10 protein-coding genes are annotated in these 15,370 nt (G+C 59.1%); 7 read left to right on the top strand and 3 right to left on the bottom strand.

Annotation, left to right across the window (positions count from 1 at the left end; genetic code table 11):
- Positions 1 to 137 precede the first annotated feature (137 nt).
- Entirely contained in the window at positions 138 to 1,475 is a 1,338-nt protein-coding gene (locus tag VM554_09380; protein HVJ08585.1) for an Nramp family divalent metal transporter, read from the bottom strand.
- 188 nt (positions 1,476 to 1,663) lie between these two features.
- Here VM554_09380 and purD point away from each other — a divergent pair, with 188 nt between their 5' ends.
- Together purD and VM554_09370 are read left to right on the top strand one after the other, a co-directional pair.
- On the top strand, positions 1,664 to 2,935 hold the full coding sequence (gene purD / locus VM554_09375) for a phosphoribosylamine--glycine ligase (GenBank protein ID HVJ08584.1): 1,272 nt from the start codon (positions 1,664 to 1,666) through the stop codon (positions 2,933 to 2,935).
- The gene (locus VM554_09370; protein ID HVJ08583.1) at positions 2,898 to 3,470 is read left to right on the top strand and encodes a DinB family protein; all 573 of its coding nucleotides are present in this window, start codon (positions 2,898 to 2,900) and stop codon (positions 3,468 to 3,470) included. Before purD ends, VM554_09370 begins: the two co-directional genes overlap by 38 nt.
- A 114-nt stretch (positions 3,471 to 3,584) precedes the next feature.
- Here VM554_09370 and gatB read toward each other — a convergent pair whose 3' ends face one another.
- On the bottom strand, positions 3,585 to 5,060 hold the full coding sequence (gene gatB, locus VM554_09365; protein HVJ08582.1) for an Asp-tRNA(Asn)/Glu-tRNA(Gln) amidotransferase subunit GatB: 1,476 nt from the start codon (positions 5,058 to 5,060) through the stop codon (positions 3,585 to 3,587).
- Positions 5,061 to 5,258: 198 nt separating this feature from the next.
- On the opposite strand from gatB, the gene VM554_09360 reads away from it, so the two are divergent.
- Complete coding sequence (locus VM554_09360; protein ID HVJ08581.1) at positions 5,259 to 6,701, top strand: M20/M25/M40 family metallo-hydrolase; 1,443 nt, start codon at positions 5,259 to 5,261, stop codon at positions 6,699 to 6,701.
- 237 nt (positions 6,702 to 6,938) lie between these two features.
- Here VM554_09360 and VM554_09355 read toward each other — a convergent pair whose 3' ends face one another.
- Entirely contained in the window at positions 6,939 to 7,799 is an 861-nt protein-coding gene (locus tag VM554_09355; GenBank protein ID HVJ08580.1) for a DUF4238 domain-containing protein, read from the bottom strand.
- Between the two features lie 156 nt (positions 7,800 to 7,955).
- Between VM554_09355 and VM554_09350 the strand changes: the two genes are divergently transcribed.
- From VM554_09350 to galU, 4 genes are all read left to right on the top strand, one after another.
- Entirely contained in the window at positions 7,956 to 8,591 is a 636-nt protein-coding gene (locus tag VM554_09350) for a hypothetical protein (GenBank protein ID HVJ08579.1), read from the top strand.
- A gap of 327 nt (positions 8,592 to 8,918) precedes the next feature.
- A complete protein-coding gene (mfd, locus tag VM554_09345) occupies positions 8,919 to 12,476 on the top strand; it encodes a transcription-repair coupling factor (protein HVJ08578.1) in 3,558 nt (1,185 codons plus the stop codon).
- A gap of 9 nt (positions 12,477 to 12,485) precedes the next feature.
- Positions 12,486 to 14,291, top strand: a complete 1,806-nt coding sequence (locus VM554_09340; GenBank protein ID HVJ08577.1) for a DUF885 domain-containing protein — start codon at positions 12,486 to 12,488, stop codon at positions 14,289 to 14,291.
- 171 nt (positions 14,292 to 14,462) lie between these two features.
- Positions 14,463 to 15,338 (top strand): UTP--glucose-1-phosphate uridylyltransferase GalU, encoded by an 876-nt coding sequence (gene galU / locus VM554_09335; protein HVJ08576.1) that lies wholly within the window; start codon positions 14,463 to 14,465, stop codon positions 15,336 to 15,338.
- Positions 15,339 to 15,370 lie beyond the last annotated feature (32 nt).

The raw sequence follows: 15,370 nt of genomic DNA, 5'->3' as shown, positions 1-15,370 counted from the left end.
CGGCGAAAACGTCGCAGGGATACGACTCGAAACGGATTGCATGTGCCGGGATTCATCGCTCTTCGGGTCTCATTTTAACGTGATCGCGTTCTCTTCAGCTACCGTCGCGGAAGCAGCGGCAGCAAGGAAGGGCCAGCTCAGTTCCCTGTGGCGGTCATCCAGAGGAGCAGGGCATTGAGTCCCAGGATGACGGACGCGGTGATCCAGCCGAGGACGCGGGTGATCCTGCCGTTGACGAACCGTCCCATTACCGCGGAGTCGTTGGTGAGAATCAGAAGTGGAATCAGCGCGAAGGGTAGCGTGAAGCTGAGCGCTACCTGCGACAGGATCAGGATCTTCAGCGGGTCCAGTCCGATGGCGATAACAACGATCGCCGGTACCAGCGTGAGCAGCCGCCGCAGAAAGATGCTGAAGTGGACCTGGAGAAATCCTTCCAGGATGATCTGCCCGGCCATGGTGCCGACCGTCGACGACGACAGGCCGGAGCACAGCAGCGCCACTGCGAACACGGTCGCCGAGATGGGGCCAAGGAGCGGCCCGAGAGTCTGGTGCGCCTCCTCGATCGACATGCCGGTTCGTCCCGTTCCGGCGAATGCCGCGGCGGCCACCACGATCATCGCGGAGTTCACCAGCCATGCACCGTTCATCGCCGCGAAGACGTCGATAGCCTCAAAGCGCAGATGCCGCAGGCGGTTCAGATAGATGCCCTTGGGGGAGGTGTGGCTTTCCGCACGCACGCGGGGCTGCACCAGCGCGGAGTGCAGGTAGACAACGTGCGGCATGACGGTTGCCCCCAGCATGCCGACGGCAATATAGATGCTCTTTTTGTCAATCATCGGCACGACGGTGTGGAAGGCGATCTGTCTCCAGTCAATGTGCACGAAAAAGAGCTCCACCATATAGCAGGCGCCGATCACGAAGACGAAGGCCATGATGGCGACCTCCAGGCTGCGGAATCCCCATAGCTCGAAGGCGAGAATCAGGAAGACGCAGACCGCCGAAGCAAGCGCTGCCAGCAGCAGGATGGTGGGCTTGGCAAAACCATATCGTGCGAGCCATGGCCCGAACAGCAGGTAGAAGCCCAGCGCCGCGCCAAGAAACTCCGCCAGATCCGTAGCCAGTGCCGAGAGCTCCGCCGCGATCCACAGGCCAATGGTTGTGCGACGGGAGAAGTGCCTGCGGCAGTTCTGCGGCAGCGTATGGCCGGTGGCGATGCCCAGCTTGGCCGAGAGGTACTGGATCAGGATCGCCATCGCGTTCGACCACAGCAGTACCCACAGCAGCTTGTACCCAAACTGAGTGCCGCCATCGAAGTTGGTGGCGAAGTTTCCCGGGTCGATGTACGCGATACTGGCGACGAAGGCAGGCCCGAAGTAATACCAAAGCTCCGCCGTCCGCAGTTTGGGCAGCCGAAGGCTGGACCGCCATCGCGATTTGCCGGGGGACTGCGTCGCAGATGGGGTAACGGGGGCCATAGGATTCGACGTGGATCGATAGAGCATTCCAGCGATGGCGGGAACCGGTACTGCTGCTGCCCCCTCAGTATAGATGCGTCAGCAGGAGTCCGCAGAATCGTCCCGGTGGAAGCCAGCCGGTTTGACTTTGCGGATGCTGTTTGCTGAGATAACCATTCGGGTACAGTGGGAAGAGGAGTGAACATATTATGAAAGTTCTCGTCATCGGATCAGGAGGCCGCGAGCATGCTCTCGCCTGGGCCATCCGCAACTCTAACCGAGTGGACGAGGTGGTTTGCGCTCCCGGTAACGGCGGCATCGCCTCTGTGGCGCGCTGCATACCTGCCAGCCAGAAGGACCTGGGCGACCTGCTCCGGGTAGTGGCCGCCGAGAAGCCCGACCTGACGGTTGTGGGGCCGGAGCTCCCGCTCTCGCTCGGGTTTGTGGACGAGCTGCGCCGCCGCAGCATCCCGGTCTTTGGCCCGACGCGCGCCGCTGCCATGCTGGAGACGAGCAAGGCCTTCGCCAAGCGCTTTCTGCAGCGGCACAATATTCCAACCGCGGCCTATGCCGTCTGTACCAGCGAGCAGGAGGCACGTGCCTCCATCGACCTCTTTCACACGCCGTTAGTGGTCAAGGCCGATGGCCTGGCTGCCGGAAAGGGTGTACTCATCTGCCAGTCGAAGCGCGAGGCGCTCGATGCGGTATCGGGTCTCTTTTCGGGCAAGCTGCTGGGTTCGGTGGAGCGCACCGTCCTGATTGAAGAGTTTCTTGAGGGAGAAGAGGTCTCCTTTCTGCTGCTGAGCGATGGCAAGCACGTTGTGCCGCTGGTTCCGGCCCAGGACCACAAGCGTATCGGTGAAGGAGACACCGGGCCGAATACCGGCGGAATGGGCGCCTATTCGACCGATGACATTCTTGACGTCAAAATGCGCGACTGGCTGATTAACCACGTGGCGCAGCCAACCATTGATGGTATGGCCGCCGAGGATACCCCCTTTGTTGGCGTCCTCTACGTGGGCCTGATGATGACCGCGCGTGGACCCATGGTGCTGGAGTTCAACGCACGCTTTGGGGATCCTGAAACGCAGGCCATCCTCATGCGCCTGGAGAGCGACCTGGTGGAGGGGCTGGAGGCATGCGTCGAAGGCCGGTTGAGCGAGACGGAATTCCGCTGGCGGCCGGGCGCTTCCGCCTGCGTCATTGCCAGCTCGGAGGGATATCCCGGCAGCTACGCCACGGGCAAAGTGATCACCGGCCTGAACCAGACATATCCCGGGGTTCAGGTCTTCCACTCGGGAACGGCGCTGATCGATGGCGAGTACCTGACCAGCGGAGGGCGCGTGCTCGGCGTGACGGCCGCGGCGGGGAATCTGGAATCCGCCCTGGGGCTCGTCTATGACGCTCTTGCCAAGATCCACTTCGACGGAATGTACTATCGTCGTGACATTGGACACCGGGCGCTCAAGCCCAGACGCTGACTTCAAGACGAATCGGAAGCAGGGAGAGGCTGAACCCATGCGGACTCCGGGCATTACGTTCAAGGAATTGCTGGCGGACAACGAAGCGAACGCTGTGAAGTGGCAGAACTGGTTCGAGGCGCATCCACAGGCACTGGAGGTGCTTTGCGATGTAGCCGGTTCGAAGACTATAGGGGAGCTGGTCCATCACATCTTCATTGTGCAACTGCGCCTTTCGCAGCGGCTCCTGGGAGAGCCGGTGCATGGCTTCGATAACGATCCGGTGACCGCTCCCGAGGTTCTCTTCTCGCTGGCAGACGAGGGCCGTAGCAATCTGCGCCGCTTTCTCCAGCACACCAACGAAGCCCACGCCGGGGAGATTATCCACTTCACACTCCGCAGTGGGCGCCAGGTTTCGGTCAGCCGCCGCAAGTTGTTTGTCCACATCATGATCCACGGCATCCGGCACTGGGCGCAGATCAGCACGCTGCTGCGGCAGAATGGCTATCACCCGGGTTGGGGAGCCGACTTCCTCGACAGCACCGCAATGGTCTAAAAGATATGTTTAGGGATGTGGCCTGAGATTTGGCCCAGGATTCCGAAGTCTCAGAGGGGACGTGCGAGCGCAGTCTCTTCCCCTGCCAGTTCGCAGAGGAAGAGACTGGCAGCCTTAAGCATCCAGCTTCTTTGCCACCAACTCATTCAGCAGAGCGGGATTGGCCTGCCCCTTCGAGAGGCGCATGACCTGACCGACAAAGAAGGCAGCCACTGTCTTTTTGCCAGCGCGGTATTGCTCTACCTGCTTTGGGTTTCCCGCGATGATCTCGTCGATCATCGCCTCCAGCGCGGCGGGATCGCTGATCTGCTGCGGCTTCTCGCGTTCATAGACGACTGGGAAATCCTCGCTCTTTTCGAATGCTATGTCGAAGATCTGCTTCAACTGCTTGCTGGAGAGGTCGCCCTTTTCGGCCAGATCCGCCGCGAAGACAAGCCCGTCCATCGTCACCGGCGATTGCGCAAGCTCGATTCCGGCAGCCTTGAGGCGTCCGGTCAGTTCGCTCAGGAAGAGATTCGTCAGCCGTTTCGGGCTCTTCGCCTTCTTTGCCGAGGCTTCAAAGGTGTCCGCGAACTCCCGTGTAGCCGTCAGCGTCTGCGCATCCTGCTCGCTCAGGTCATAGTCGGCGATCATGCGTGCGCGCCGCGCTTCCGGCAGCTCGGGCAGCGACTTCGCAATCTCCGCCTTCCACTCCGCCGTAACGATCAGCGGCGGCAGGTCCGGCTCCGGGAAGTAGCGATAATCGTGGGCCTGCTCCTTCGAGCGCATCGAGTAGGTACGGCCATCCTGAGCGTTCCAGGTTCGCGACTCCTGTACGACGCGGCCGCTGGATTCGATCACCTCTACCTGGCGCTCGATCTCATACTCCAGCGCGGCGCGAACAAAACGGAAGCTGTTGACGTTCTTTACCTCGGCCTTGGTGCCGAACTCCTTCTGCCCGCGCGGCCGCACGCTCACGTTGGCGTCGCAGCGCAGGGAGCCTTCTTCCATGTTGCAGTCGCTCACGCCGGTGTAGAGCAGGATCTCTTTCAGCCGCGTCAAATACTCGTAAGCCTCGTCTGGCGTGCGCATATCCGGCTCGCTCACGATTTCAATCAGTGGCGTGCCGCAGCGGTTCAGGTCGACGTAGGTGTGCGTGGCTGAGTCGCGGAATCCGTCATGGATGCTCTTGCCCGCATCCTCTTCCATATGCAGCCGCGTGATGCCGATGCGCTTGGTCCCTGCCGGCGTGGGGACATCGATCCAACCGTGCTCGCCAAGCGGCTTGTCATACTGCGAAATCTGGTAGCCCTTGGGCAGGTCGGGATAGAAGTAGTTCTTGCGCGCAAAGATGGAGCGCTCCCGCACCTCGCAGTTGATGGCCATCGACGCCAGTACGGCGAACTCCACTGCCCGGTAGTTGAGCACCGGCAGGGAGCCGGGCAGGCCCAGGCAATTGGGGCAGATGTGGGTGTTGGGCTCGGCTCCGTACTTTGAGGAGCAGCCGCAAAAGGCCTTGGTCTCGGTCAGTAACTGGACGTGGACCTCGAGACCGATCACCGGCTCATACTTCGAAAGAATCTCAGGGGCAATACTGGTTGTGGCAGCCATGACTGCCTTTGATTCTAGCAGTGTGGATCGCCGCTGGAAGCCACAATCCGCTCTCTCCTGCCGCTCTCTCTCGCGGCTCTCCCCCGAGGCCGGGGCGCATACCGCCGGGGCTCCCGGATCTGGTTTATTCACCCTGCTTTCATAGAGACGCTACAATCGCTCATCGGAATTCCGCCGAGACGATTCTTCGGAGCCTCAATGAGAATTGCTTTTCTGAAAGCCTGCGCTGCCCTGGTTTTTGCCGCTGCAACCTTTTCTGCCACCGGGTTGCCCGCGCAGCAGCCTGACCCGGCAAACCGCGCGCTGGCGCACGACATTTTCGCGCAGTTGATCGAGATCAACACCACGGATTCTGTCGGCAGCACCACGACCGCTGCCCGGGCCATGCAGCAACGGCTGCTGGATGCTGGCTTTCCCGCTGCCGATATGCAGTTGCTCGGCCCGAATGACCGCAAAGGAAACCTGGTGGTCCGTTATCGCGGCACCGGCGCCAAAAAGCCGGTCCTCATCATCGGCCATTTGGATGTGGTCGAGGCGCGGCGCGAAGACTGGACTACCGATCCCTTCAAGTTTGTCGAGAAGGATGGCTTCTACTATGGCCGCGGCACGCAGGATATGAAGGAGGACGACGCCCTGTTCGTCGCCAACTTCATCCGCCTGTGGAAGGAGGGTTACAAGCCCGATCGCGATATCATCCTTGCGCTTACCGCCGACGAGGAGGGTGGCAAATCCAATGGCGTCGCCTGGCTGCTGAAGAATCACCGCAACCTGATCGATGCGGCGTTCGTCATCAACCCCGACTCGGGAGGCATCGACCTCAGCCATGGCAAACCTCTGCTCGTCGCGGTAGAGGCGACCGAGAAGGTCTACGCCGATTACCAGTTGATGGTTACGAATCCCGGAGGCCACAGCTCGCTGCCGCGGCCGGACAACGCCATTTATCATCTTGCCGATGCGCTCGTGCGCCTGCAGCAGTATTCCTTCCCGTTCGAGCTGAACCCGGTCACCCGGACCTATTTCGCCCGCCTGTCCTCGCGCACCAGCGGCCAGACCGCCGCCGACATGCAGGCGATCCTGAAGCCGTTGCCCGATCCGGAAGCCATCCAGCGCCTCTCGCGGGATCCGCTGTACAACTCCACTATGCGGACCACCTGCGTCGCCACGCGCCTCAACGCGGGCCACGCCAACAATGCGCTTCCGCAGACAGCGCAGGCCAACGTCAATTGCCGCATCTTTCCGGGCCATTCGCCGGAGCAGATCCGCAAGCAGTTGATCGGCGTCTTTGCGGACGACAAGGTGACGGTGAAATATGTGAGCGATGCCGGCGAAGCCTTCGATACCGCTCCGGAAAGGACCGTGATCGCGCCGCCGCCGCCGCTTCCCGAGGTCTTCGACCCGCTGGAGCGCATCGCCGCCGAATTCTGGCCCGGCGCTCCGGTTGTGCCCATCATGGAAACCGGCGCCTCGGACAGCATCTACATCGCCGACGCCGGAATCCCCAGCTATGGCTTCTCCGCCGTGGCGCTGGAGAGCGGCGATATGCGCGCCCACGGCAAGGACGAGCGCATCCCCGTCAACTCCTACTACCAGGCCGTAGAGTTCTATTACAGATATCTAAAGGCGATCAGCGGAGGGAAGTAAGAAGGCGGTCCTTCTGCCAAATGATACCCGGCGAGGGCGGATTAAAAAGCAGTGCGGACTGTCTTCGGATAGACCGTATTCACCCGCAATCGCAAGGTTTGGCGTCGAAACCCTACCCTGGCATTTCCAGCTGAGTGCTAAGGCGATGATGCTCCAACGTACGAAGAGAGCGTTTATCGGGACCTACCCAGCAGCACATCGCCGCGTTGGTTCGGCTTCTTCCCAAATGGGCAAAGCTCAAAACTTGATCGGGGAAATCACAAACCTGTAGCACCCCTGTTTTTGCACCTCGCGGATGCTCAAGGGTTGTTGCGAGTGCGCCCGGTCATACGGCACGTCGACCTTGAGTGGGCTCCCGAACAAGCACGCTTTCCAGCACAGCGGGAAGATGACGATCGTGTCCGGGTGAGCAAGGACTTCCGGGGTGACTGCTGGAGCTACCAGTGTGCCTCGCACATACACCGCTTGGTCAGTAGCGGTGTATGGGTTGTTCTCTTCGTCGATGTATCGCAAGCACCAGTGCATGTCCTTAGCCCATGAAGACCCGGATTGCACGTCAGCTAACATCTGCCCAATGACAGCATTCCTAACTGCGGGGGCGGACATCGGATACGGCGTCATAGTATCGACTTTAATTCCGGTTAGGCTCGGGTTCGTGGGATGGGGGAAGATGTCCGTTACCTGCACCACCTTGTATGAGCCAGCAACTGTTCGTTGCTGTTCCATCGCCATTGGAGACCTTGCTCTGAGCATGTGCATGAACTCAATCAGAAAATCCCTGTGCTTCGCCCACGACGCGAACTTGTCACGCTCCATTAACTCAAGCTGCGACCGCCATTGCTTCTCGAGGCGTCCGAATACAGAGTCGGGATGTGTAACGGCATCGTAGTCGGTTCCCTCGGCGTAGTCATAAAACCCTTCGCCCTGTCCGATTTCCTTAGTGCTGACCGGCCTCCATTCCTGAGTCTCTTTCTCAAAACAGAAAAGAGGTCTAGGCTCCTCCTTGCGTGACGGGCCGATGAACCCTTGCATGTAACACTGCGGGAGCCAATGGTCTTTTCTTCCCGTCAGTTTGAAGTTCTTTTCGATTGAGGACATTCGCCATACCTTTCGTTTCTCCGCGAGATCAGGAATTGATAATGATAAGTCGGCCAGTGTACCGGAATCACATAATCGGCTCGGGGCAGGAAAATCGGACACTGCGGCGTCTATATGGAATAACCGGGATGGCTAATGGTTTACCCTTAGAGCACTATGACCGATCCATTTACCTGCAACAAAGAGCAAGCGATAACTCGGTTCAAAAATGCGCTATTGCTCGTTGCTCCCGAATACTTTTGTGTAGAGTTGCCCGACGGTAGCCAAGCTTGCCAGGAACGAGTTTTTGCCTATGAGCTTTATCATCAAGTGAGATTGCAGTTCACAGAGTATTGGTATGTAAATGGCGAGTTTCGCAAGGGTCTGAGTTTGGTTCCGCGCGTCAATAGAAGAGATTGGGTGATCCCGGATCTAGTCATTCATCAGCCAGCAACAATAGAAAATAACCTGGTTGCTGTTGAGATCAAGAGTTCGCCGGATTTGGCTCCTACGGACCTGTTGGCGGATTTGAAGAAGCTCGAGATGTTCACAGATCCGGAGCAGGGTCTTGGATTTGCAATCGGGATCATGCTGATTGTGAATGCTGACTTCAATTGCGTTTTTTCGCGAGCTAGCGATGACGTCAAAGCATCAATCGCTCAGATACTTGAGAAGGGACCGAGAGTCGCTATTTGGAATATCGCTAGACCTGAGGCTGATGGCGATTATGGCGATGGGCGCCTAGGTTCAAATTGTCTAACGATATTCAAAGCTTGTGATGTGAGTAAACGACTAGCGTCGCAAGCCCGTTGACGACCGCGTTAGTCCTCATATGTCGGCTCCTGTTGACCGATCCTGGCCTCGGTTGTTGCCAACAGGTCTTAGCGCTCGGGGGAGAGAAAGTTTCTCAGTCTGCCCCAAAGGTTCCGGGCGTTTGGTCGGCACTCGGAGAGCAATTGTGATCGATCCTTGAGTTAGTTCCGAAGCGGTAATTCGGTCACAACGGCGTGGAGTGCATTCAGGACCTCGCTTACTCGAACGGGAACGCGGCTTTCGGTCAAACCTGCCTCCTTCGCAGAACTCTCACAACGGACGCACCATCCCCCACCTCGCCTGACCCCTGTTAAACTGGGTACTGGCATGATCCTCCCGTTTGTCCGCGAGCTACTGGCGGATTTGGAGCATTCGGAGTCGTTTGAGCGTGTCCGGCGGCATCTTGCTCTCGGCAGAGGGCGTCGTCGTGTCTCGGGGCTGACTTCCACCGCCCGCGCCCTGTATCTGCCACTCTTTGCCAAGGCCGCCGATGCGCCGGTGATCGTGATTGTGGCCGACAACAAGGCGGCGGAAACCCTGCAGACTGCTGTCCGCGCCGGATGCGACCTCACAGGAGCCTGCTCTCCCGATGCCGTCGTCACTCTGCCTGCCCACGATGTTCTTCCCTTTGAAAACCTCTCGCCACACCCCGATGTGCAGGAGCAGCGTGCCGCGGCTCTGTGGAAGATCGCAACCGGGGCGGCCTCAATTGTGATTGCGCCGGTGGAAGCCGCGGCCATGCGCCTCTTCTCTGCCGACTATTACGCCAATCTTGCGCGCACCCTGCGTCGCGGCGAAGAGGTTGACCTCGAAGCGCTGGTCGTCCACCTCGCCAGCGTTGGGTATACGGCCCTGGATGTGGTCGAAATGCCCGGCCAGTTCACCCGTCGCGGCGGCATCCTTGACGTCTATTCGCCGGAGGCGGATCGCCCGGTGCGCGTGGAGTTCTTCGGCGACGAAATCGAGTCCATCCGAAAGTTCGATCCTGAGACGCAACGCTCTTCCACGCCGCTGGATGAGGCGGAGCTGCTCCCGCTCACGGAGACGCCGATCAATGAGCGCCTGCTGGCGGCTGTGCATACGCGGCTCTCGGGCGAGCGGCTTGAGTCGTCGGACGATGACCTGGTTGCACAATCCATCGCCGCCGGAGGCGTCAGCGTCTTTCCCGGATGGGAGTTTTTTGCCCCTGTCTCCGGCGCGCAGGGATCGCTGGTCGATCTCTTTCCCCGCTCACGCCTTTTTGTAGAAGAGCCGGCGATGATCAAGAACCAGGTGGAGCGCTGGTGGAACAAGGTGCAGCAGCGCCACGAGCGCAGCGGCATTGGCTCGTTGATCACGCCGCAGGATATCTACCTCGAACCCGATCTGCTGCTGGCGCACCTCTCCTCGCTCCCTGGTCTCGACCTCGACCAGCTCGGCGCCGTGGATGTGCTGGATGAGGATACGACCCTCGGCGAGATCGCCTTCGCCACCCGGCCAACGCTGCGCTTTCATGGATCGATCCCGGCATTCCTTGAGCAGGTGCGCTCGCTGATGCAGCAGGAGCAGCGCATCCTGCTGGCCGTACCCAACCAGGGCGAAGTGGAGCGGCTGGTCACCCTGCTGCGCGAGTATGGCCTGCCGTATCGGCTGGGCAGCCGTATGCAGCACACGGGCAGCGAAACGATCTACGACGAATCCAGCTACCTCGCAGGTGACTACCGCACGCCCATCATCCTGCGCAGCCCCGTCGCCAACGGCGTCAATCTGCCCGATCACAACCTGTTCCTGTTCGGAGCGAACGATCTCTCCGATGAAGCCGATGTCACGGCGCGTCCGGTACAGGCTCGTCCCAAGTCGAAAACCGCTGCCTTCGTCTCGGACTTCCGGGACCTCACGGTTGGCGACTACGTGGTGCACGTAGAGCATGGCATCGCGCGCTACCTCGGCCTCAAGGAGATTGAACAGGATGGATTGACCGTCGAGTTCATGATTCTGGAGTTCGCGGACAATGCGCGGCTCTATGTTCCGCTGACCCGCCTCGATCTGATCCAGAAGTACCGCTCGACCGACGCAGGCCCCGCGCCGGTGCTGAATCGGCTGGGCTCGCAGCAGTGGGCCAAGACGAAGGCTCGCGTCAAGAAGGCCATGCAGGACATGGCCGACGAACTACTCAAGCTCTATGCGCAGCGCAAGGCCGCACAGGGCCATGCCTTTCCTCCGGATAATCAGTTTCAGCGCGAGTTTGAAGACGCCTTCGATTACAACGAAACGGATGACCAGCTTGCTGCCATCGCCGACATCAAGCGGGACATGGAGTCGACGCTGCCCATGGATCGGTTGCTCTGCGGCGATGTCGGTTACGGCAAGACGGAAGTCGCGATGCGCGCCGCCTTCAAGGCCGTGCAGGATGGCCGCCAGGTAGCGGTCCTTACCCCGACGACTGTGCTGAGCTTCCAGCATTACGAGACATTTCGCGAACGCTTCAAGCAGTTCCCGATCAATATCGAGATGATCTCCCGCTTCCGCACTCCGAAAGAGCAGAAGGTGATTCTGGAGCGCGTGGAGGCAGGCAAAGTCGATATCCTGATCGGCACGCATCGGCTGCTTTCGAAGGACCTCAAATTTCACTCGCTCGGCTTGCTTATCGTCGATGAGGAGCAGCGCTTCGGTGTGCGCCACAAGGAGCGCCTGAAGCAGATCCGGCAGGAAATCGATGTGCTGGCAATGTCGGCTACGCCGATTCCTCGCACCCTGCACATGTCGCTGGTGGGCCTGCGCGATATGAGCGTGATCGAGACTCCGCCAAAAGATCGCATGGCCATCCAGACGGTGGTTGCCAAGTTTGACGAGAAGCTGATTCGCTCCGCGATTGAAGTGGAGCTTGAACGCGGCGGCCAGGTCTATTTCGTCCACAATCGCGTGGAGACCATTTATGAGCTGGCCGCGAAGATCCACGAACTGGTGCCTGCGGCCCGTGTAATCGTCGGCCACGGACAGATGAGCGAAGCGGAACTCGAGCGCGCCATGCTGGCCTTCATGCATCACGAGTACGACGTGCTGGTGGCGACAACCATCATCGAGAATGGCCTCGATATCCCACTGGCAAATACCATCGTGATCAATCGCGCAGACCGCCATGGACTCTCCGAGCTATACCAGTTGCGAGGGCGCGTGGGCCGCTCCAACCGCCGCGCGTATGCCTATCTGCTCATTCCGCCGGAGCAGGAGCTTACAGAGATCGCGCGCCGGCGTCTTGCCGCGCTCAAGGAGTTCTCCGATCTTGGTGCGGGCTTCAAAATTGCTGCTCTCGACCTGGAGTTGCGCGGCGCAGGGAACATGCTGGGCGGCGAGCAGAGTGGACATATTGAAGCTGTCGGCTTCGAGCTCTATACCAGCATGCTGGAAGAGGCAGTGAGCAAGCTGAAGGGCGAAGAGCGCGAAGAGCATCCGACAACGCAGTTGAATCTAGGCATCAGCCTGCGCGTGGATGAGTCCTACATCGCAGAGGAGAACCAGCGGCTGCGTATCTACAAGAAGATTGCCGGCGCGCAGAGCGAGGCTGTCATCGAGGACGTTCGCGCCGAGCTGCAGGACCGCTTCGGCGAGCTGCCGGAGTCGGCCATTCATCTGCTCGAAGCTGCGAATCTGCGTCTTGAGTGCGAACGCATCGGCGTTTCGCAGGTAGACCGCAAGCGGGATCAGCTGCACATTCGCTTCACTGAGAAGGCGAACGTCGATCCTGGCCGCCTGATGCAACTGGTTGCCCGGAACGCGAAGCGCGGTGCGCAGTTCACCCCACAGGGCGTTCTCCGCTTCCCGCTGACTGCGACGAAGCCGGAAGAGATCTTTGCCGAAGTCCGTTCGCTGCTCGAGTCCCTTGAACTGGTGGAAATTGCCTCATAAGTATCAGTTATGGTTGCAAATAGAGAGGGCTATCGCGTGATTCGTAATCTGCTTGTCGTTCTACTGGTATTTGGAGGCATCATGAGCGCACCCCGAAACGGAATCGCACAGCAGACGGCGCAAGCCTCTTCTCCGCAGGCCGTCGCCGCGTTTCGTACTCTCGCCGATCAGTATTTTGATCAGGTCTACTTCAAGTACGCGCCCACGACGGGCACTCTGGCTGGCTTTCATCAATACGACAAGGATCTTGAAGATTACTCTCGCGCCGCTGTTGACGGCCAGATAGCCGCGCTGCACGCCTACGAGAAGAAGTTCGCGAGTGTGCCGTCCGGGCAGTTGGATGCAGTATCGCAGGATGACCTGACGTTGCTGCGCAATAACGTTCAGTCGACGTTGCTGATGCTGGAGGTGATCCGTCAATGGGAAAAGAATCCCGACAACTATTCAGGCGGAATCACCAACAGCGCTTTCTCCTTAATGGAACGCAAGTTTGCCTCGCAGGATGAGCGGCTGAAATCGCTTGTAGCCCGGGAAAAGCAGATGCCCGCGGTTTTCGCCGCTGCGCGCCAGAATCTGAAGAATCCGCCACGTATCTATACCGAGATAGCCATCGCGCAACTGCCGGGGATCATCAGCTTCTTCCAGAAGGATGTGCCGCTGGCATTCAAGGATGCAACCGATGCGACGACAAAGGCCGAGTTTGAGAAGTCCAATGTTGCGGTGATTGCCGCGCTCCAGAGTTATGAGAGCTGGCTGAAGACGGACCTGCTCCCGCGCTCCAATGGCGATTACCGTATCGGCGCGAAGGCGTTTCAGCAGAAGCTCCACTATGACGAAATGGTGGATACACCGCTGGACAAGCTTCTGGAGATTGGTTTCGCGGATCTTCACAAGAACCAGGCTGAGTTCAACCGCATTGCCAGGGAGGTGGAAGCAGACAAGACCTCGCGGCAGGTGCTTGAAGAGCTTGGCGCGGACCACCCGGCTCCCGATCAACTACTGCAGAGCTTCCGCAACACATTCGACGGCCTGATTCAGTTCATCCAGCAGAAGCAGATCATCACGATTCCCTCGGATGTCCGGCCAATTCTGGAGGAGACGCCACCGTTCATGCGCGCCGTCACGTTCGCTTCCATGGATACGCCTGGCCCCTTCGAGAAGGTGGCCCACGAAGCCTATTTCAACGTCACACTGCCGGAGAGAGACTGGACCGCGGAGCACGTCTCCGAATACATGGCCAGCTTCAATATTGGAACCATTCTCAGCACCTCGGTGCATGAGGCGTATCCGGGCCACTACATTCAATTTTTGTGGGTACCCCAGGCGCCCAGCAAGGTGCGCAAGCTTCTCGGCGCCAACACAAACGTGGAGGGCTGGGCGCACTATTGCGAGCAGATGATGCTCGATGCTGGTTACGGACAGCCCGGCGCCGGGGCAAAGGACGCGCGCGAAGCGAAGCTGCTGCGCCTCGGCCAATTGCAGGATGCATTGCTGCGCGATGCGCGTTTTATCGTCGGCATTCGGATGCATACGGGAGATATGACCTTCGATCAGGGAGTCGATTTCTTTGTCAAGGAAGGCTACCAATCGCCGGCAAGCGCATTGGTGGAGACGAAGAGGGGCACGTCGGATCCCACCTACCTCTACTACACGCTGGGTAAATTGGAGATCCTCAAGCTTCGCGCCGACCTCCAGAAGAAGCAGGGAGCGAATTTTTCTCTGCAGCAATTCCACGACAACTTTATGAGGCAGGGATTTCCTCCCATCGCAATCGTTCGCAAGGCAATGCTGGGAGACTCTTCTCCAACGCTGTAGCAAGTTTTCAACACTTCAGCGTCGTGTAGCGTGCATCTTAATTCCTGAAGTGTATGATTTTCGACGCGTACTGCTGGATGATTGCCACCATGGGACAAGCGGAATACTTCGCCGTGCGTATCATCGGCCGTCTGCGGATCCAACCAAGTGAGGATTGAGGAGAACCATTTGATGAGAACGAAGGTGCGCAAAGCCGTCTTTCCCGCAGCAGGCCTGGGTACACGCTTCCTGCCGGCCACCAAGTCCATTCCGAAAGAGATGCTGGCGCTGGTGGATAAGCCGATTATTCAATACGGCGTGGAAGAGGCAATCGCTGCAGGGTGTGAGGACATCATCGTCATTACGGGCCGCGGCAAGGACTGCATTGAAGACCACTTTGACAAGAGCTATGAGTTGGAGACGCTGCTGGAGAAGCGCGGCAAGAGCGACCTGCTCGCCATGACGCGCCAGGTTTCCAGTATGGCGCGCATCATCTCGGTTCGGCAGAAGGAGTCCCTGGGGCTTGGTCATGCCATTCTTGTCGCTCGAGACCTGATTGGCGACGAGCCTTTTGCTGTGATTCTTCCCGACGACGTCATCGATGCGGAGGTTCCATGCCTCAAGCAGATGATCGATGTATACGACGACGTGCAGGCTTCCGTACTTGCTACGCAGGAGGTGGAAGGGCCGAGCATCTCGTCCTATGGAGTTCTGGACTGCACCCCTCTTCGGGGAAACCCCAGCGTTCTGGAAGTGAAGGATCTGATTGAGAAGCCGAAGATGGAAGACGCACCTTCAAAGAACGCCATCATCGGCCGGTATATTCTCTCGCCCAGAATCTTTGATCTCCTGGAGCAGACAAAGCCTGGTGCTGGAGGCGAAGTGCAGCTGACCGACGGCATCAAGGGACTGCTGAAGTATGAGAGAGTCTACGGCTATAAATTTGCCGGCAAGCGGCACGACGCGGGGGACAAGTTTGGCATGCTGAAAGCGACCGTCGAGTTTGCGCTGAAGCGCGAGGATCTCGGACCGGCCTTTCGCGAGTACCTCAAAGGGCTGTCCCTCTAAAGCCAAACCCGGAGGCCTCCTTCAGATGGTCT

The organism is Acidisarcina sp., from assembly GCA_035539175.1.
Taxonomy (GTDB): Bacteria; Acidobacteriota; Terriglobia; order Terriglobales; family Acidobacteriaceae; genus JANXZS01.
Note: the sequence above shows the minus strand (reverse complement) of the source record. Positions and strands in the feature narration are given on the sequence as shown.